At 43.9% G+C, this 17,748-nt stretch carries 19 protein-coding genes; 17 read left to right on the plus strand and 2 right to left on the minus strand.

Features of this window, described 5'->3' with window-relative positions:
- The first annotated feature begins 27 nt into the window (after positions 1-27).
- The 14 genes from pyrH to AOC33_RS08835 all read left to right on the plus strand — a co-directional run bounded on the left by pyrH (position 28) and on the right by AOC33_RS08835 (position 13,078).
- Positions 28-738, plus strand: coding sequence for a UMP kinase (gene pyrH / locus AOC33_RS08770; protein WP_089516630.1), 711 nt, complete (start codon positions 28-30; stop codon positions 736-738).
- 11 nt (positions 739-749) lie between these two features.
- On the plus strand, positions 750-1,310 hold the full coding sequence (gene frr / locus AOC33_RS08775) for a ribosome recycling factor (RefSeq protein WP_089516631.1): 561 nt from the start codon (positions 750-752) through the stop codon (positions 1,308-1,310).
- Between the two features lie 22 nt (positions 1,311-1,332).
- Complete coding sequence (locus AOC33_RS08780; protein ID WP_089516632.1) at positions 1,333-2,109, plus strand: undecaprenyl pyrophosphate synthase; 777 nt, start codon at positions 1,333-1,335, stop codon at positions 2,107-2,109.
- A 6-nt stretch (positions 2,110-2,115) separates the two neighbouring features.
- The gene (locus tag AOC33_RS08785; protein ID WP_089516633.1) at positions 2,116-2,958 is read left to right on the plus strand and encodes a phosphatidate cytidylyltransferase; all 843 of its coding nucleotides are present in this window, start codon (positions 2,116-2,118) and stop codon (positions 2,956-2,958) included.
- A 3-nt stretch (positions 2,959-2,961) separates the two neighbouring features.
- Positions 2,962-4,161, plus strand: coding sequence for a 1-deoxy-D-xylulose-5-phosphate reductoisomerase (gene ispC, locus AOC33_RS08790; RefSeq protein ID WP_089516634.1), 1,200 nt, complete (start codon positions 2,962-2,964; stop codon positions 4,159-4,161).
- On the plus strand, positions 4,158-5,228 hold the full coding sequence (locus tag AOC33_RS08795; RefSeq protein WP_089516635.1) for a M50 family metallopeptidase: 1,071 nt from the start codon (positions 4,158-4,160) through the stop codon (positions 5,226-5,228). Before ispC ends, AOC33_RS08795 begins: the two co-directional genes overlap by 4 nt.
- A gap of 68 nt (positions 5,229-5,296) precedes the next feature.
- A complete protein-coding gene (gene bamA, locus AOC33_RS08800; protein WP_089516697.1) occupies positions 5,297-7,549 on the plus strand; it encodes an outer membrane protein assembly factor BamA in 2,253 nt (750 codons plus the stop codon).
- 18 nt (positions 7,550-7,567) lie between these two features.
- Positions 7,568-8,104, plus strand: coding sequence for an OmpH/Skp family outer membrane protein (locus tag AOC33_RS08805; RefSeq protein WP_089516636.1), 537 nt, complete (start codon positions 7,568-7,570; stop codon positions 8,102-8,104).
- A gap of 16 nt (positions 8,105-8,120) precedes the next feature.
- Positions 8,121-9,188 carry a UDP-3-O-(3-hydroxymyristoyl)glucosamine N-acyltransferase gene (lpxD, locus tag AOC33_RS08810; protein WP_089516637.1) on the plus strand — a complete coding sequence of 356 codons (1,068 nt, stop codon included), beginning with the start codon at positions 8,121-8,123 and terminating at the stop codon, positions 9,186-9,188.
- A gap of 24 nt (positions 9,189-9,212) precedes the next feature.
- Positions 9,213-9,662 (plus strand): 3-hydroxyacyl-ACP dehydratase FabZ, encoded by a 450-nt coding sequence (gene fabZ, locus AOC33_RS08815; protein ID WP_089516638.1) that lies wholly within the window; start codon positions 9,213-9,215, stop codon positions 9,660-9,662.
- A 1-nt stretch (position 9,663) separates the two neighbouring features.
- Positions 9,664-10,464, plus strand: a complete 801-nt coding sequence (lpxA, locus tag AOC33_RS08820; protein WP_089516639.1) for an acyl-ACP--UDP-N-acetylglucosamine O-acyltransferase — start codon at positions 9,664-9,666, stop codon at positions 10,462-10,464.
- The gene (gene lpxB / locus AOC33_RS08825) at positions 10,424-11,632 is read left to right on the plus strand and encodes a lipid-A-disaccharide synthase (protein ID WP_089516640.1); all 1,209 of its coding nucleotides are present in this window, start codon (positions 10,424-10,426) and stop codon (positions 11,630-11,632) included. The genes lpxA and lpxB overlap by 41 nt, the downstream gene beginning before the upstream one ends.
- On the plus strand, positions 11,625-12,263 hold the full coding sequence (gene rnhB, locus AOC33_RS08830; protein WP_089516641.1) for a ribonuclease HII: 639 nt from the start codon (positions 11,625-11,627) through the stop codon (positions 12,261-12,263). The genes lpxB and rnhB overlap by 8 nt, the downstream gene beginning before the upstream one ends.
- Complete coding sequence (locus AOC33_RS08835; protein WP_089516642.1) at positions 12,260-13,078, plus strand: TrmH family RNA methyltransferase; 819 nt, start codon at positions 12,260-12,262, stop codon at positions 13,076-13,078. The genes rnhB and AOC33_RS08835 overlap by 4 nt, the downstream gene beginning before the upstream one ends.
- 14 nt (positions 13,079-13,092) lie before the next feature.
- Here AOC33_RS08835 and ppsR read toward each other — a convergent pair whose 3' ends face one another.
- Positions 13,093-13,917, minus strand: a complete 825-nt coding sequence (ppsR, locus tag AOC33_RS08840) for a posphoenolpyruvate synthetase regulatory kinase/phosphorylase PpsR (RefSeq protein ID WP_089516698.1) — start codon at positions 13,915-13,917, stop codon at positions 13,093-13,095.
- A 118-nt stretch (positions 13,918-14,035) separates the two neighbouring features.
- On the opposite strand from ppsR, the gene ppsA reads away from it, so the two are divergent.
- Complete coding sequence (gene ppsA, locus AOC33_RS08845) at positions 14,036-16,417, plus strand: phosphoenolpyruvate synthase (protein WP_089516643.1); 2,382 nt, start codon at positions 14,036-14,038, stop codon at positions 16,415-16,417.
- Positions 16,418-16,442: 25 nt separating this feature from the next.
- Here ppsA and smpB read toward each other — a convergent pair whose 3' ends face one another.
- On the minus strand, positions 16,443-16,901 hold the full coding sequence (smpB, locus tag AOC33_RS08850) for an SsrA-binding protein SmpB (protein ID WP_089516644.1): 459 nt from the start codon (positions 16,899-16,901) through the stop codon (positions 16,443-16,445).
- A gap of 27 nt (positions 16,902-16,928) precedes the next feature.
- Between smpB and AOC33_RS08855 the strand changes: the two genes are divergently transcribed.
- Together AOC33_RS08855 and AOC33_RS08860 are read left to right on the plus strand one after the other, a co-directional pair.
- On the plus strand, positions 16,929-17,366 hold the full coding sequence (locus AOC33_RS08855) for a type II toxin-antitoxin system RatA family toxin (RefSeq protein ID WP_089516645.1): 438 nt from the start codon (positions 16,929-16,931) through the stop codon (positions 17,364-17,366).
- The gene (locus AOC33_RS08860) at positions 17,366-17,716 is read left to right on the plus strand and encodes an RnfH family protein (protein ID WP_089516646.1); all 351 of its coding nucleotides are present in this window, start codon (positions 17,366-17,368) and stop codon (positions 17,714-17,716) included. Before AOC33_RS08855 ends, AOC33_RS08860 begins: the two co-directional genes overlap by 1 nt.
- The last annotated feature ends 32 nt before the right edge of the window (positions 17,717-17,748 follow it).

Genomic DNA, 17,748 nt, shown 5'->3' on the forward strand with positions numbered 1-17,748 from the left:
AATGCTAAATAAAGAGAGAGACTGACCATGCCAGCTTATAAAAAAGTTTTGCTCAAACTATCAGGTGAAGCCTTAATGGGCGATGACTCTTACGGTATCAACCCAGGCACCATTGATGCCATGGTCGCTGATGTCGCTGAGGTGGTGCAAACCGGTATTCAGTTAGCCATCGTGATTGGTGGCGGCAATATCTTTAGAGGTGTGGCTGGCGGTGCGGCCGGTATGGATCGCGCAACCGCTGACTACATGGGCATGTTGGCAACAATGATGAATGCACTGGCATTGCAAGATGCACTGCGCCAAAAGGGTGTTGAAGCCCGTGTTCAATCAGCTTTAAGAATGGATCAAGTTGTAGAGCCCTACATTCGCCCCAAAGCCATCCGTCATATGGAAGAGGGCAAAGTGGTGATTTTTGCTGCTGGAACTGGTAACCCTTTCTTCACCACGGACACTGCCGCTGCTTTGCGTGGTGCAGAAATGGGCGTTGAAGTTGTTTTGAAAGCAACCAAGGTAGATGGTATTTACACCAGTGATCCTAAGAAAGATCCAACAGCCACTCGTTACGACACCATCACTTTTGATGAAGCCATCATCAAAAATCTACAGGTCATGGATGCCACAGCATTTGCCTTGTGTCGCGATAGAAAATTACCCATCAAAGTTTTTTCAATCCTCAAGCCTGGCGCACTGAAACGCGTTGTGATGGGTGATAGTGAAGGTACTTTGGTACACGTTTAAAAGGAAACATCATGTCTGCTAATGAAATTAAAAAAAATACAGAACAAAAGATGACCAAATCGATTGAGTCATTGAAATCGAATTTGCAAAAAATCAGAACTGGTCGTGCTCACCCAGGTATCTTGGAGCAGATCAACGTTGATTACTATGGCAATCCAACACCATTAGCTCAAGTAGCCAACTTAGGTTTGGCGGATGCTAGAACGTTGACCGTTCAGCCTTGGGAGAAAAACATGATGGGCGCAGTTGAAAAAGCCATTCGTGAATCTGATTTAGGGCTTAATCCTGCCACTCAAGGCAATATCATTCGTGTGCCAATGCCGGCATTGACTGAAGAGCGCCGCAAAGAATTGACCAAAGTGGTCAAGGGTGAAGGCGAAGATTCAAAAATTGCTGTCCGTAATCTAAGACGTGATGCGAATGAATCTTTGAAAAAGTTAGCAAAAGATAAAGAGATCTCAGAAGATGATGAGCGTCGTTCACAAGATGAAGTTCAAAAAATGACAGATCGTTTTGTTGCGGAAATTGATAAGATCATTTCTGATAAAGAAAAAGAGATCATGACCGTTTAAGCCAAGCTTAAATAGTCTCTATATGGTCAAAAAAACCAATCCCTCACACATCAGCACAACTTTGGCTGTGCCTGATGTGGCGAGTATTCCCAAACACCTTGCCATCATCATGGATGGCAATGGTCGATGGGCGACCAAGCGTTTTTTACCAAGAGTTGCAGGGCATTCACAGGGGCTCAACACAGTCAGAGAGATCGTCAAAGAATGTGGAGATCTAGGCGTTGAGTATTTGACTCTTTTCGCCTTTAGTTCTGAAAACTGGCGTAGACCCGCCGAAGAAGTTGGTTTTTTAATGAAGTTATTCTTAACTGCATTAGAAAAAGAAGTTTCTCGTCTTGATAAAAATAATGTGCGCTTAAGAGTGGTGGGTGATCTCACCAAGTTTGATCAACAGATCCAGGAGCGAGTGGTTCAGGCAGAAGAAAAGACTGCGCACAACACAGGTCTTAATCTCACCATCGCTGCCAACTACGGTGGGCGTTGGGACATGTTACAAGCTGTATCGGCTTGTTTAAAGGCAAATCCGAACATCACCCCTGATGGTGTGACGGAAGCTTTATTAACACCTCATTTATCCATGTCGTATGCACCAGAACCTGATCTGTTCATCAGAACGGGTGGCGAACAAAGAATCAGCAACTTTTTACTTTGGCAGTTGGCTTATACAGAGCTTTACTTCACCGACTTGCTGTGGCCTGACTTTGATGTCAAGGCGCTTCAAGCTTCCTTTGCTTGGTACCGAGAGCGTGAGCGACGTTTTGGCCGCACCAGTGCTCAAGTGATTGATGCGGAAAAATAGAAGAGCATGTTAAAAACCAGAGTCATCACCGCCATTGTCCTTTTAGGTATTTTTTTACCGGTTCTCTGGTTTGCTCCATTGATTTATTTAGGTGCTTTGATTGCACTTGTGATTACCTTGGCAGCATGGGAGTGGTGGAGATTACTGTTCCCAGATAATCATCGCAGAGCATTTTCATATGCGGGATTGTGTTTGCTCAATTTATTGGCTTGGTTGATGTATGCCGACATTGAAGCTGTCAAAGTTCTTCTTTGCTTGACCTTGGCGTTTTGGTTGCTCGTTGTGCCATTCATCATGAAACAATCACTTCAATTGAATCTTGTTTCTTGGCGCTGGCCTTTGGCCGCGATTGGCTTATTTATTCTGCCAGCATGTTGGTTTGCACTGATGCATTTGCGTGCTGTGAGCATGGCATTATTTTTATCAGTACTTGTTTTGGTTTGGGCTGCTGATATTGGCGCTTATTTTGCTGGGAAAGCATTTGGTAAACACAAACTGGCCAAGAATTTAAGCCCTGGAAAATCGATTGAAGGTGCTGTGGGCGGTTATTTATTGGTGATGGTCCTCGGTATTCTGGGCGCTACTTTATTTGCTGATCATCCTTACACCCAAGGTAATTTCTTTGCTTTGATTCAATCCTCTTGGGGTTGGCCAGGGATGATTCTTGTGACGGCTCTGTGTGTTGCCATGAGTATTCAGGGCGACTTGTTTGAGTCACAAATGAAACGTGTCGCCGGAGTCAAAGATAGCAGCGCGTTGTTGCCCGGTCATGGTGGTTTTTTAGATCGAATTGATGCTCTTTTGCCAGTGTTGCCTTTGGCAGGCTTGATTATTTTGATGGCGAGCTAAACCATGAGACATATTTGCGTTCTTGGTTCAACAGGATCGATTGGGGTCAGCACACTGGATGTGATCCGAGCTCACCCTCATTTGTTCAAAGTTGAATCTTTAACAGCCCATTCAAATATCGAATTACTCGCAAAGCAATGCGAAGAATTCAAACCCAAAATGGTGGTGCTTGGTTCGGCAGATGTTGCTAATCGTTTGAATGCTCTATTGAAGACCATGGGCCTCAATATCTCGGTTGAACATGGAGCAGAGGCCTTGGTCACTGCCTCAACACTGACCTCCGTTGATACGGTGATGGCGGCGATTGTTGGAGCAGCAGGTTTGCTACCAACCATTGAAGCGGCCAAATTAGGTAAGCGAATTTTATTGGCGAATAAAGAAGCTTTGGTGATGGCCGGCGATATCTTCATGTCGGCAGTAGCTAGCAGCGGTGCTGAGCTCTTGCCAATAGACAGTGAGCACAATGCAATTTATCAATGTTTGCCTGATGCAAACACTTCTAATGGTGGCTCTCGAGGTAAATACGCATCCTTGGGCGTTAAAGAGATTTTGTTGACCGCCTCAGGTGGCCCATTCAGAAATCATTCTTTGGATCAATTGAAAGAAGTGACGCCTGATCAGGCTTGCGCCCATCCAAACTGGGTCATGGGACGAAAAATTTCTGTTGATTCAGCCACCATGATGAACAAAGGTTTAGAGGTGATTGAAGCACATCATCTATTTGGGTTACCTTCTGAACAGATCAAGGTCTTAATTCATCCGCAAAGCGTGGTTCATTCGATGGTCAGATACATCGATGGATCGGTGATTGCACAACTTGGTCAACCCGATATGAAAACACCCATCGCTTATGGTTTGGGTTGGCCTTTAAGAATCGATGCTGGTGTCAAAGAATTAGATTTTGCAACGGCTCATGACTTGAGTTTTGAGCCTGTGGATTTGCAGCGTTTTCCTTGCCTGTCTCTGAGTTACCAAGCTTTAGCTGTTGGTGGCTTGTCACCAACCATATTGAATGCTGCCAATGAGGTTGCGGTTGATGCTTTCTTGAACCATCGGATTCGGTTCACACAGATTGCTGAATTGGTTGAGCGAGTTTTAGATCAAACACAGGTGATTGGCGCAATGAGCCTTGAGGGGATTCTTGAAGCTGATAAAACGGCTCGTCAGCATGCGCAATTGATGGTCAAAGGGTTGAACATATGACCGTGATTTGGAGTTTATTAGCATTTTTGGTGGCTTTGGGCTTATTGGTGAGCTTTCATGAGTATGGCCATTACAGTGCCGCCAGAATCTGCGGCGTCAAAGTATTGAGATTTTCTGTTGGGTTTGGCAAAACCATTTGGACTTATCAAAAAACACCAGATTCCACAGAGTGGGCATTGAGTAGTTTGCCTTTGGGTGGTTACGTCAAAATGGATGAAGATTCATTTAGAAGCCAAAAACTGTGGAAGAGGTCTTTCATCGTGGCTGCTGGTCCGTTGGCCAACTTTATTCTTGCGATCATCTTTTTGACCATCTTGTTTGCCTCTGGCGTTCCTCAAATACCTTCTAAATTGGTGGAGCCTGACAAAGCCACCGTTGCCTATGAAGCGGGTGTTTTTGGTGGAGATACGGTGGTTGGCTGGAAATCGGAGGGAGATGACTCATTTCGGTCTATTGCTAGCTGGAATCAGCTCAGATGGCGCTTGATGGACGCTGTGACCAGCTCTGAAGGCTTTATTCTTAAGGTAAAAACTTCCCAAGGTATTACGCAAGATGTTGTTTTTAAAACAGAAAAAATGCCAATTCTGACCCCAGATACTGATCCATTAGCAAAATTGGGTATCAAACCTGACGTTAGTGAGCCAATAGGCATTTTTGAGCTCAAATTAGATATTTTTGAGGCGATTGGCGTCGCAAGTGAGCGGGTTTGGGATATCAGCACTATTTCAGTGCGGATGTTGGTGGGAATATTCACCGGTGAATCCTCGATCAAGCAGATTGGGGGCCCTCTGAGCATTGCAGATATGGCAGGTAAAACAGCTCAAGTTGGCTGGCAGTCTTATTTGGGCTTTTTGGCGATGATCAGTATCAGCCTTGGTATCTTGAATTTGATTCCATTACCCATGCTAGATGGTGGTCAGCTACTGTATGATGCATGGGAATTGCTGTCTGGTAAGCGTGTTTCAGATGGCGTTCAAAATGTATTGCAAAGAGTTGGTATGGGTAGCCTTCTATTTTTGACTATATTGGCTTTGTTTAACGATATTTCTAGATTGTTTTTACGTTGAAAATACATAATAAATTTATTAAGACGCCATTGGCTGCTATCGCTGTCAGTTTGCTTTCTGCTCCTTTAATGGCGGCTGATCCATTTGTGGTGAAAGATATCCGCGTTGAAGGTTTGCAGCGCGTAGAACCAGGCACAATTTTTAGTTATTTACCGGTGAGAGTTGGCGAAACTTTTACTGATGACAAGGGTGCTGATGCAATTCGTGCTCTTTATAACACCGGCTTTTTTAAAGATGTGAAAGTTGAATCTGATGGCCAAGTTTTGGTTGTTAGGGTTGAGGAAAGACCAACCTTAGCTTCAGTTGACTTTACTGGTCTTAAAGAGTTTGACAAAGATGCTCTAAAAAAATCGCTGAGAGCAGCAGGCGTTGCTGATGGACGTTATTTTGACAAGTCCATTATTGAAAAAGCAGAACAGGAATTAAAGAAACAATATGTTTCAAGAGGTTTTTATAAAGCCGAAATTAAAACAACAGTTACTCCCGTTGATAGAAATAGAGTGGCAGTAGTATTTAATGTCGAGGAAGATGAAATCTCTAAGATTAAATCTATCAGCATTAATGGACTTCAAAACTTTAAAGAATCTGCATTGCTTGATGAAATGCAATTGTCCCAAGGTAATTGGCTGTCTTGGTACACAAAGAACAATTTGTATTCAAAACAAAAGTTGGTGGCCGATCTAGAATCAATTAGATCTTTCTATTTGACCAGGGGTTACTTGGAGTTCAGCATAGAGTCAACTCAAGTATCTATTTCCCCCGATAAAACTGGTATCTATCTGAGCATCAACGTAAAAGAAGGTGTTCAATACAAGGTTTCAAGTATCAAGCTGGCGGGCGAGTTACTCGGTAAAGAAGATGATCTCAATAAACTCTTACAGTTAAAGCCTGGCGATATATTCTCCTCGAGTAAATTAACAGCCTCTACCATTGCCATGGCTGATAAATTAGGTGCCTATGGTTACGCGTTTGCTGCGATGACTCCAAGTACAGATCTAAATAAAGAAGCTCAGCTTGTCGACTTAACTCTAACTGTGGATCCTGGAAAAAGAATCTACGTTAGAAAAATCAATGTCACAGGTAACAACAAAACACGTGATGAAGTTATCAGAAGAGAAATTCGACAGTTAGAAAGCTCATGGTATGACAGTGAGAAATTAAAGCTATCAAAAGACCGTATTAATAGAACTGGTCACTTCACAGAAGTTGATATCAGTAACGAGGAAATTTCAAATTCAACAGATCAAATTGATGTCAATGTCAAAGTTGCAGAGAAACCGACTGGATCTTTGAGTCTGGGCGCTGGATTTTCATCCACAGACAAGTTAATTTTGAGCGCAGGTATCTCTCAAGAAAACGTTTTTGGTACCGGCACCAGTCTTGGACTTAATTTAAATACCGGCAAAACAGCTAGAACTTTAGCAATTTCTAGCTATGACCCATATTTTACTGAAGATGGTATTAGTCGATTTACTGATATCTATACCAGAAGTAGCATGCCACTTTATTACGCAGGTGATACTCAATATAAAGTTCAATCAACCGGTACCAACTTCAAGCTAGGCGTTCCCTATTCAGAAGTGGACCGTGTTTTCTTTGGCATAGGTGTTGAACAATTAAAAATGACATCCTCTGTCAATACTCCACTTGCATATCAGGAGTATCTAAGAGAGTACGGCGAAACAAGTCTTAACGTTCCATTAACGCTTGGATGGGCCAGAGACGGTCGTGACAGTGCCTTAATACCAAGTCGCGGAACATACCAACAAGTGAGTGTGGAGTTAGGTACAAGCTTAGGAGACTTACAGTTTTACAGAGCTTTCTACCAACATCAATACTTTTTCCCGGTCTTTAAGGGCAACGTGATTGCATTGAACGGTGAGGTTGGATATGGTGACACTTATAACAATAAAACCTTCCCAATCACGAAAAATTATTATGTGGGTGGTATCGGTTCTGTAAGGGGTTATGAACCAGGATCACTTGGACCTCAAACCTCTCAAGTTTATCCAGGAACAAGCATACCAACTGGTGTGACTAGTCCAACTGGAGGTTCATCTAAGTTAGTTCTCAACGGCGAATACACATTCCCTGTTCCTGGTTCTGGCGTTGATAAAACTTTACGTTTATTTGGGTTTGTTGATGCCGGTAACGTATTCGATGGCACAATTGAGTTGTCTCAGTTAAGAAAGTCTTACGGATTTGGTCTATCTTGGATCTCTCCACTAGGACCGCTAAAATTTAGCTATGCATTACCGCTCAACAGTAAGCCTGAAGATAGGTTGCAAAGATTTCAGTTCCAAATTGGTACCGCTTTTTAATACTTGAAGGATGTATTTATGAATTGTCTTACTACAAAGTTTTTTCAACTATCTGTCATTTCAGGCTTGGCATTGGGCGCTTTTTCAACCCAAGTAGCTGCTGCCGATGATAAAGATTTCAGTGGCCGCATTGGTGTTATCAATTCTGAAAGAATTTTTAAAGACTCTAACCTAGCAAAAGCCAGTCAAACAAAATTGCAAAGTGAGTTTGCAAAGCGTGAAAAAGATTTGCGTGATGAGGCTCAGAAGATTAAAACAGCGGCAGAGCGCTTAGATAAAGATGCGGCAGTGATGTCAGATACGGATCGTGTCCGTCGTCAGCGTGAATTAGCTGATTCTGATCGCGAGCTTCAACGCAAACAAAGAGAGTTCACGGAAGATGTGAACCAGAGAAGTTTTGAAGAGCGCTCAAAGATTGCACAAAAAGCCAATCAAGCTCTTAAAGCCGTTGCAGAGCAAAGAAAGCTTGATTTGATTGTTCAAGAAGCTGCTTATGTGAATCCAAAGATTGATGTCACAGAAGACGTGATCAAAGCGCTTAATAACTTACGTTAATTATTAAGAGATTCATATGCCATCGATTGCTGAGTTAGCCGAACGCTATTCGGCTCGCTTAGCGGGCAAGGGAGATCGGCTTGTCTCTGGCTTAGCGCCTCTCACTCAAGCCAATGACTCTCAACTGGCTTTTCTTGCAAACCCTCTGTATCGCAACGACGCGCTTATCAGTCAAGCCGCCGGGTTGATTGTTTCAGAAGTTGATCATGCATTCTTGCAAGAACACTCAGCAGATAAAAATAGAACTTATTTGGTCACAAAGAATCCATACGCCTTGTTTGCGCGGATTGCCCAAGAATTTGCAAAATCTACAGCCCCCAGCTATTTACCTGGCATCCACCCAAGCGCAGTGATTGAGGCTGGTGCAACAGTGGCTCCTTCAGCCCATATTGGACCTCTGTGTCATGTGGTCAAAGGCGCTACGATTGGTGAAAGATCAGTGCTTGTGTCACAAGTTCATATTGGCGCCAATGTCTCTATAGGCACTGATGCCTTGATTTACCCCAACGTTTCAATTTATGAAAATTGCCAATTGGGTGATCGTAATGTCATCCACAGTGGCACAGTGATTGGCTCGGATGGTTTTGGTTTTGCGCCAGATCTTGCTGCCGGTGAGTGGGTCAAAGTGCCACAAACTGGTCGCGTGGTCATTGGTCACGATGTAGAAATTGGATCGAATACATCGGTCGACCGTGGTGCCATGGCTGATACAAAAATTGATGATGGTTGCAAGATTGATAACCTGGTTCAGATTGCGCACAACGTTCATGTGGGTGCTTTATCAGTGATCGCAGGTAATACTGCGGTGGCAGGCAGTGTGACCATTGGCAAGATGTGCATGATCGGTGGGTCAAGCAGTATCGCTGGGCATTTGAACATCGCTGATCGAAGCACTATTTCAGGGGGCACAACTATCATTCGTTCGATTGATACCCCAGGTCAGCATTTCACCAGCATTTTCCCCATGTTGCCTCATGCAGATTGGGAAAAGAATGCTGCTATTTTGCGCGGCTTGGATAAAATGCGGCAAAAGATCAAAGATTTAGAAAAGCAGATTCAAAGTATCACTGCTGATAAGAAATAAACGTAAAAAGAGAAAAGGCCATTCATGAGCGAGCTAGTAAATTTTGATATCAACCAAATCTTGAAGATGCTTCCGCATCGCTACCCATTTCTATTGGTTGATCGTGTGCTTGAATTAGAGGCTGGCCAACGTGTGAAGGCACTGAAAAATGTGACCATGAACGAACCTCATTTCACAGGTCACTTCCCAGAATTTCCAGTGATGCCAGGTGTTTTGATTCTGGAAGCTTTGGCCCAAACAGCTGCATTGCTCACATTTGGTCAAGATTCAGTCGATGATTCAGTTTATTTCTTTGTCGGTATTGATAACGCCCGCTTTAAAAGACCAGTGACACCAGGTGATCAATTGATTTTGAATGCATCGATTGAAAGATTCAAGGGCGGCATTTGGAAATTCAAGACATTTGCCACAGTCAATGATGTGGTTGTGACTGAGGCAGATTTGATGTGCACAATTCGTAAAAAGGAAGCCTAAGATGGCTTTGATTCACCCTAGCGCAATCATCGACCCAAAAGCAGAAATTGCTGAAGATGTAGAGATTGGTCCTTATGCAGTGATTGGTCCAAACGTCGTTATTGGGCGTAAAACTCAAATTGGTGCTCACACAGTGGTTGAGGGCCATACAAGCATTGGTTCTGAAAACAGAATTGGTCACTTCGCATCTGTGGGTGGCGCACCTCAGGATATGAAATACCGAGGCGAGCCAACCAAGTTAGTGATTGGTGATCGTAATTTAATTCGTGAATTCACAACTTTACACACTGGCACCATCCAAGATCAAGGCATCACCAAGATTGGTAATGACAATTGGATCATGGCTTATGTTCATATTGCCCATGATTGCGTGGTTGGTAACAACACAATCTTCTCCAATAATGCACAAATTGCTGGTCACGTTCATGTCGGTGATTGGGCTATTTTGGGGGGTATGTGTGGCGTGCACCAGTTTGTGCGAATTGGTGAGCATTCAATGATTGGTGGCGCATCCAAATTAGTACAGGATCTTCCGCCTTATGTGATTGCATCTGGTGCAGTTGCAGAGCCTCATGGTTTGAATGCTGAAGGCTTAAAGCGCCGAGGTTTTAGCCATGAGTCGATCACTGCTTTAAGACAAGCTTATAAATTGTTATACAAGCAAAATCTGAGTTTTGAAGATGCTAAAAAAGCCATTGCAGACTTGGCTGCAGAAAAACAATCAACAGAAGCTGAGACGGCAGAGAAACTAAACATATTCCATGACTTTATCGCCGCTTCACAGCGCGGCATTGCCCGCTAATCATTTGACAGAAAACGCATATCTTGCATGTGTGGCTGGAGAGCCATCGGGGGATATGCTCGCTGCCAGTGTTCTGCAAGCAATTCAAGAATCTTCAGAATTAGCAGGGCTTAAGACTCGCGGTATTGGTGGCCCCAAAATGGTGGCCACTGGTTTTGAAGCAATGTGGCCGATGGAAACTTTGGCTGTGCGTGGTTACGTTGAAGCCATCAAGCAATTACCAGCAATTCTTTCAGTCAGAAATGCTTTGATCAAAGAGTTAAGCTTGCATCCACCCAAAGCATTTTTGGGTATTGATGCACCAGACTTTAATTTAGGTGTTGAAAAGAAACTCAAGGCTGCAGGTATTCCAACGATTCATTTCATCAGCCCATCTATTTGGGCTTGGCGTGGTGGTCGCATCAAAGGCATCAAAGAGTCTGTAGACCATATGCTTTGCATCTTTCCATTTGAAACAGCTATTTATGAAAAGGCTGGTATCAAAGCGACTTATGTTGGTCATCCTTTGGCGTCGAGTATTCCGATGGTGCCCGATTCATCAGGGGCTAAGGCAAAGTTAAATATTCAAACAGGAAATGCTTTGGTGGCAGTTTTACCAGGTAGTCGTCAATCAGAAATTAATTTGATTGGACCTGGATTCTTTGATGCCATTGCGCAGATGTTCATTCAATACAAGCAGGGCATTGAATTTGTGGTGCCGGTGGCAACTCCTGCTTTAAAGCCAGCCATTCAAGCCATGGCCAAGAAACTTTTAGAGCAACATCCCGGCATTATTTTGCACTTGTTAGATGGCCAAGCAAGCTTGGCGTTAGAAGCTGCTGATGTGGTTTTAATTGCTAGTGGTACCGCGACCCTGGAAGCAGCTCTATGGAAAAAACCCATGGTGATCTCTTATAAGGTCCCAGCTATTACTGCTTGGATCATGAAGCGTCAGGCTTATTTACCTTATGTGGGATTGCCGAATATCTTGGCACAAGAGTTCATTGTTCCAGAGCTGTTGCAAGAAGCCGCCACACCTCAAGCTTTAGCAACAGCCACCTTGAATTGGCTCGATAAGCCACAAGAAGCGGCTCGTTTGAAAGAGCGTTTTACTGAAATGCATCAATCATTGCTCATGCCAACAGGGGCCTTGGTAGCCAAGGTCATAGCGGAAATCATCAATGACTGATTGGAATGCACCCAACCCGCTTTATCAGTGGACCTGTGGTGTGGATGAAGCAGGTCGAGGCCCCTTAGCTGGCTCTGTCGTTGCTGCAGCAGTGGTGCTTGATCCAGCAAAACCCATTACTGGATTAAAAGATTCAAAAAAGCTCACAGCCAAAGTTCGTGAAGAGTTATATGACATCATCATCAGAGATTCAAAAGCCTGGTGCATCGCAGAAGCGAGTGCTATAGAAATTGATTCAATCAATATTTTGCAAGCCACGATGCTGGCCATGAAGCGCGCTATAGAAGGATTAGAGAAAACCTTGGGTCGCTTGCCTGATAGGGCATTGATTGATGGTAATCGTTGTCCCAAAGTTAATATTTCCATGGAAGCGATTGTTAAGGGCGATAGCAAAGTGGTTGCTATTTCAGCCGCATCGATTTTGGCCAAGGTCACCAGAGATCGAGATATGCAAGCTTTGCATGATGCTTATCCTGTTTATGGTTTTAATCAACACATGGGGTATCCAACACCTATTCATCTTGAGTCTTTAAAACTTCACGGTCCATGTCCAGAGCATCGTAAAACATTCGGCCCAGTAAGGCTGGTGATTGAAACCAAAGGCAACTTAGGGGAAACTAAGCTCCTATGAAAGACGCCAAACATTTAAGTTCTGCCGATAACCCCTTGATCAAGAGACTTAAAGTCTTGCTAGAAGGGGGAGCTAAAGCCAATAAAACCAGACAAGAACTTGGTCTGGCCGTCTTGGAAGGGGTACATTTAGCGCAAGCTTGGTTGGGATCTGAGGATTTGGTGGAGTTATTCACGACCGAATCAGGTCTTCAGCAAGCAGAAATTGCTGCTGTCATTGATATGCAATTGGCAGTAGTGCCGAACACTGATCTATACATCCTAGACGATGCTTTATGGAAGAAGATTTCTGATTTAGAAAATGGTCCGCCACTCATGGCATGCGTCAGGATTCCAAAATATGACTTTCCTATGAATCAAAGTGAGGATATTTTGATTTTGGACGGCATTCAGGACGCTGGTAATGTTGGCTCAATGATGAGAACTGCAGCTGCAGCGGGCTTAAGTTATGTGGTGTGTTTAAAAGGTACTGCACAAGCTTGGTCGCCCAAAGTTTTAAGGGCTGCCATGGGAGCTCATCGTCATTTGAAAATATTTGAAGCGTGGACTCTCAACAATATCCGAGAAAAAATCAAATTACCCTTGATTGCAACCAGCTTGATGGCTGATCATGATCTTTATGACTTAGGTGATGAGTTACTTGAACCCCATGCTTGGGTCTTTGGTAATGAGGGAGGGGGGATTCACCCAGAACTTTTAGCTATTTCAAGATCTGTGTTAATTCCTCAAGATCCCTGCATTGAGTCGCTGAATGTTGGAGCTGCTGCCGCAGTTTGTTTATTTGAAATGCGCAGGGTTCGCAGAGACCTTAAATAAAAATCGGTGTTTCTTCAGTAATTACTGCGATCAGGATTAATCTCTTGCAAGATGGTCGTGGCAATTTCTTCAATGGATTTATTAGTGGTAGATAGCCAAGGAATCGCTTGCTTGCGCATCATTGCTTCAGCAGCACTGACCTCATAACGACAATTTTCAATCTTAGCGTAATTACTTCCTGGTCTTCGTTCATTTCTAATTTCAGATAGGCGCATCGGATCAATCGTCAAGCCAAACAACTTTTTACGAAATGGCATTAAATCAGATGGCATTTGATTTCTTTCAAAGTCATCAGGAATCAATGGGTAGTTTGCCGATTTAAGGCCGTACTGCATGGCCAAGTAAAGACTGGTCGGCGTTTTTCCACTGCGAGAAACACCCACCAAAATAACATCAGCATCCGCCAAGTTTTGATTGGATTGACCGTCATCATGTGCGAGCGAAAAGTTAATCGCTTCAATCCTATTTTTATAAGATTCAGTGTCAGCGTTATTGTGAAAGCGGCCAATCGCGTGGGTCGATTTAACTCCAAGAGCTTGCTCGAGAGGCACAATAAAGGTTTGGAACATGTCCATCATCACACAATTGGCTTCAGAGACAATCGCATTAACTTCTGAGTCAACCAAAGTGGTAAAAACGATTGGTTCAAGACCCGATGATTTGGCGTATTCATTGATTTCTCGAACTGCTTGATGCGCTTTATCCACGGTGTTGATAAAAGGCATCCTGATTTGTCTAAATGGAAGTTCAAATTGAGCCAAGATGGATTGGCTAAAAGTCTCGGCCGTGATGCCAGTGCCGTCAGAAACAATGAAAACAATGCGTGGTTTTGAGCTCATAATTTTTTGAAGAAAGTAATGTGCAAAGGATACAATAGAACCATTGAACTTGCGGCAGGTTTTGGCCTTTGCCATCAGTCGCTTGCATGACCAGTTTTCCATTACTTAGAGAGTAGTTATGTCCAATCCAAACCATGCAAATGCATACGTTTTACCCTTTGAGGACCTGCGCATGTCTGATGTTGAGTCAGTCGGCGGTAAGAATGCCTCATTAGGCGAGATGATTTCTCAGCTTAACGCCTCTGGCGTTCGAGTGCCAACAGGTTTTGCTACAACTGCTTTGGCATTCAGAGATTTTCTTGTCCACAACAAACTAACTGAACGTATCAATGATCGTTTAGATCGATTGAACGTTGATAATGTGAAAGAGTTGGCGATTGCTGGCGCCGAGATTCGCTCATGGGTCGAAGAGGCTCCTTTTCAAGATCGCCTAGAACAAGAAATTCGTCAGGCATTCAAAACTTTGGATGCTGATGGTAAAGGTTCTTTTGCGGTTCGTTCTTCAGCAACTGCTGAAGATTTACCAGATGCTTCATTTGCTGGACAGCAAGAGTCATTTTTAAACGTTGTTGGTATTGAAGATGTGTTGCATCGTATTCGTGAGGTATTTGCATCTTTGTACAACGACCGTGCGATTTCTTATCGTGTTCACAAAGGCTTTGCTCACGCTGAGGTTGCTTTGTCAGCAGGTATTCAGCGCATGGTTCGTTCTGATAAGGCATCGTCTGGAGTGATGTTCACTTTGGATACTGAGTCAGGTTTCCAAGATGCTGTATTCATCACGTCCAGTTATGGTTTGGGTGAGACAGTGGTTCAGGGTGCAGTGAATCCAGATGAGTTCTATGTATTCAAACCTACTTTGGCTGCAGGGAAATACGCGATCATTCGCCGCAGTTTGGGTTCCAAATTAATTCAGATGCAATTCACGGCTCCAGGTGAACCTGGTCGTGTGAAAACAATCGACGTTCCACTTGAGCAGCGCAACCGCTATTCGATCACCGATGATGATGTGGCCGAGTTGGCCAAATACGCCATGATCATTGAGAAGCACTATGAGCGTCCAATGGATATTGAGTGGGGCAAAGATGGTATTGACGGCAAGATCTATATCTTGCAAGCGCGTCCTGAGACGGTCAAGAGCCAGGCTCAAGGCAAAGTTGAAATGCGTTACAAGCTCAAAGGTCACTCAACAGTTTTAACAACTGGTCGTGCAATTGGTCAGAAGATTGGTACAGGTACCGTGCGTGTTGTGAAAGACGCCAGTGAAATGGATCGCGTTCAACCAGGTGATGTATTGGTTGCTGATATGACAGACCCTAACTGGGAGCCAGTCATGAAAAGGGCTGCTGCGATTGTGACAAATCGTGGCGGTCGCACTTGTCACGCTGCGATCATTGCTCGTGAGTTAGGTGTGCCTGCTGTTGTGGGTTGTACTGATGCCACGATGGTTTTAAAAGATGGTGCGGTGGTCACAGTGTCATGTGCTGAGGGTGATGAAGGTCGAATTTATGACGGTCCGATTGAAACTGAAGTCACTGAAGTGAGTCGTGGCGCCTTGCCTGAGATTCCAGTGAAAATCATGATGAACGTGGGTAATCCACAATTGGCTTTCGATTTCTGCCAGATTCCTAACGGTGGTGTGGGCTTGGCCCGTTTAGAGTTCATCATCAATAACAACATTGGCGTGCATCCAAAAGCCATTTTGGAATACCCGAACATTGATTTGGATTTGAAGAAGGCTGTTGAGAGTGTTGCTCGTGGTCATGCGAGCCCTAAAGCATTCTATGTTGATAAGTTAGCTGAAGGTATTGCCACAATTGCTGCTGCTTTCTATCCAAAGCCAGTGATTGTTCGAATGTCTGACTTTAAGTCAAACGAGTACAAGAAGTTGATTGGTGGATCACGTTACGAGCCAGATGAAGAAAATCCGATGCTTGGTTTCCGCGGCGCTTCACGCTATATCTCAGAAGATTTCGCTGAAGCGTTTGCGATGGAATGCGAAGCTATGAAGCGTGTTCGCAATGACATGGGTTTAACCAACGTTGAAATCATGATTCCATTCGTTAGAACAGTGAACCAAGCTGAAAAGGTGATTGGTCTTTTAGGTCAGCATGGTTTGAAGCGTGGCGAGAATGGTTTGCGCGTCATCATGATGTGCGAGATTCCGTCCAATGCTATCTTGGCCGAAGAGTTCTTGGAGCATTTTGATGGCTTCTCAATTGGTTCAAACGATTTGACTCAATTGACCTTGGGCTTGGATCGTGACTCTGGTATGGAGTTGCTAGCGATTGACTTTGATGAGCGAGATCCTGCAGTTGAATTCTTGGTTGCCAGAGCTATTGAAACTTGCCTTGCAAAAGGCAAATACATCGGCATCTGCGGTCAAGGACCTTCTGATCATCCAGACTTTGCAGAGTGGTTAATGAATAAGGGTATTACCTCAATTTCATTGAACCCTGACAGCGTGGTTGATACTTGGACTATGCTTGCTAAGAAATAATTGAGTAGAAAAAAGCGGACTGTGATCAGTCCGCGATTTTGGAGCCCGAACGCATGATTCGGGCTTTTTCTATTTGCCAATCCCGATCTTTCGTTGCGTCACGTTTATCGTGTTGCTTTTTACCTCGGCCAAGACCAATTTCACATTTCACTCGACCTTTTGAGAAGTGAAGGTTGATAGGTACCAAGGTATAACCTTTTTGCTCCACTTTACCGATGAGCTTTTTAATTTCAATGGCATTGAGCAAGAGCTTACGAGTTCTGCCTGGGTCAGCTAAAACATGAGTTGAAGCTGAAATTAAAGGGCTGATGTGGCAGCCAATCAGATAGATTTCAGCATTACGGATCACAACATAAGCCTCTTTGATTTGGGCGCGACCTTCCCGGATGGCTTTTACTTCCCATCCTTGTAAGACCATGCCTGCTTCAAATCGTTCTTCAATGAAATAATCGAAGAAAGCTTTTTTGTTGTCTATGATGCTCATATATTTATATCGTTAGAATACGAGATTATGGCAGACGTATTTAAGACAGTACTCATTGGGCACTCCGCAGAGAGAATGTATAACTTGGTGATTGATGTGGCCAAGTATCAAGAGTTTCTTCCGTGGTGCGGTGGTGTTGAGATTTTTGAGCAAACCGAAGAAATTATGGATGCAAAAATACACATCAAATTTAAGGGTTTGGATCAATTCTTTCACACCAGAAACACCAATATTCGACCAAGCTCCATTGATATGAGCTTTGTGGATGGGCCTTTCAAGAAGTTTCATGGCAATTGGCGCTTCACCCCCTTAAAAGAGAATGCTTGCAAGATTGAGTTCCAACTACATTATGAGTTTGAGAGCCTTTTACTCGAAAAGATCATTGGGCCTGTTTTTGGCATTATTGCCGGCACCTTTGTGGATGGCTTTGTAAAGCGTGCTGATCAAGTCTACGGAGCTCCCTGATGCCGAGTCTCGGATTATTGCTTTGCGATAGTCGCTCAGGACAACCTGTCTTAAGGGAGGTTCAGGTTACTTTTCCCCCTGATCAGCCCGTGACTGTTGGACAGGCCCTGATTCAGCTAGGTATCGCATCCTCTCCAAAAGATCCTGAAATTGCCAGAAAAGGGTGTTTTGGGGTATTTGGCAAGCGCAAGGATTGGGACAGTCCTATTTACGAGGGGGATCGCTTGGAACTTTACAGTCCGCTGTTGATTGACCCAATGGCAGCAAGGCGAAAAAAGGCTCATCAGAACCAAGATGCCAAATTACAAGCCAAAGCTGCTGACCGAAAAGGCCGTTTTTTGGGCAAATAATCATAAAACCTCTATAATTCGCTTTTGCGCAT

Source organism: Polynucleobacter cosmopolitanus (assembly GCF_002224225.1).
GTDB classification, from domain to species: Bacteria; Pseudomonadota; Gammaproteobacteria; order Burkholderiales; family Burkholderiaceae; genus Polynucleobacter; species Polynucleobacter cosmopolitanus.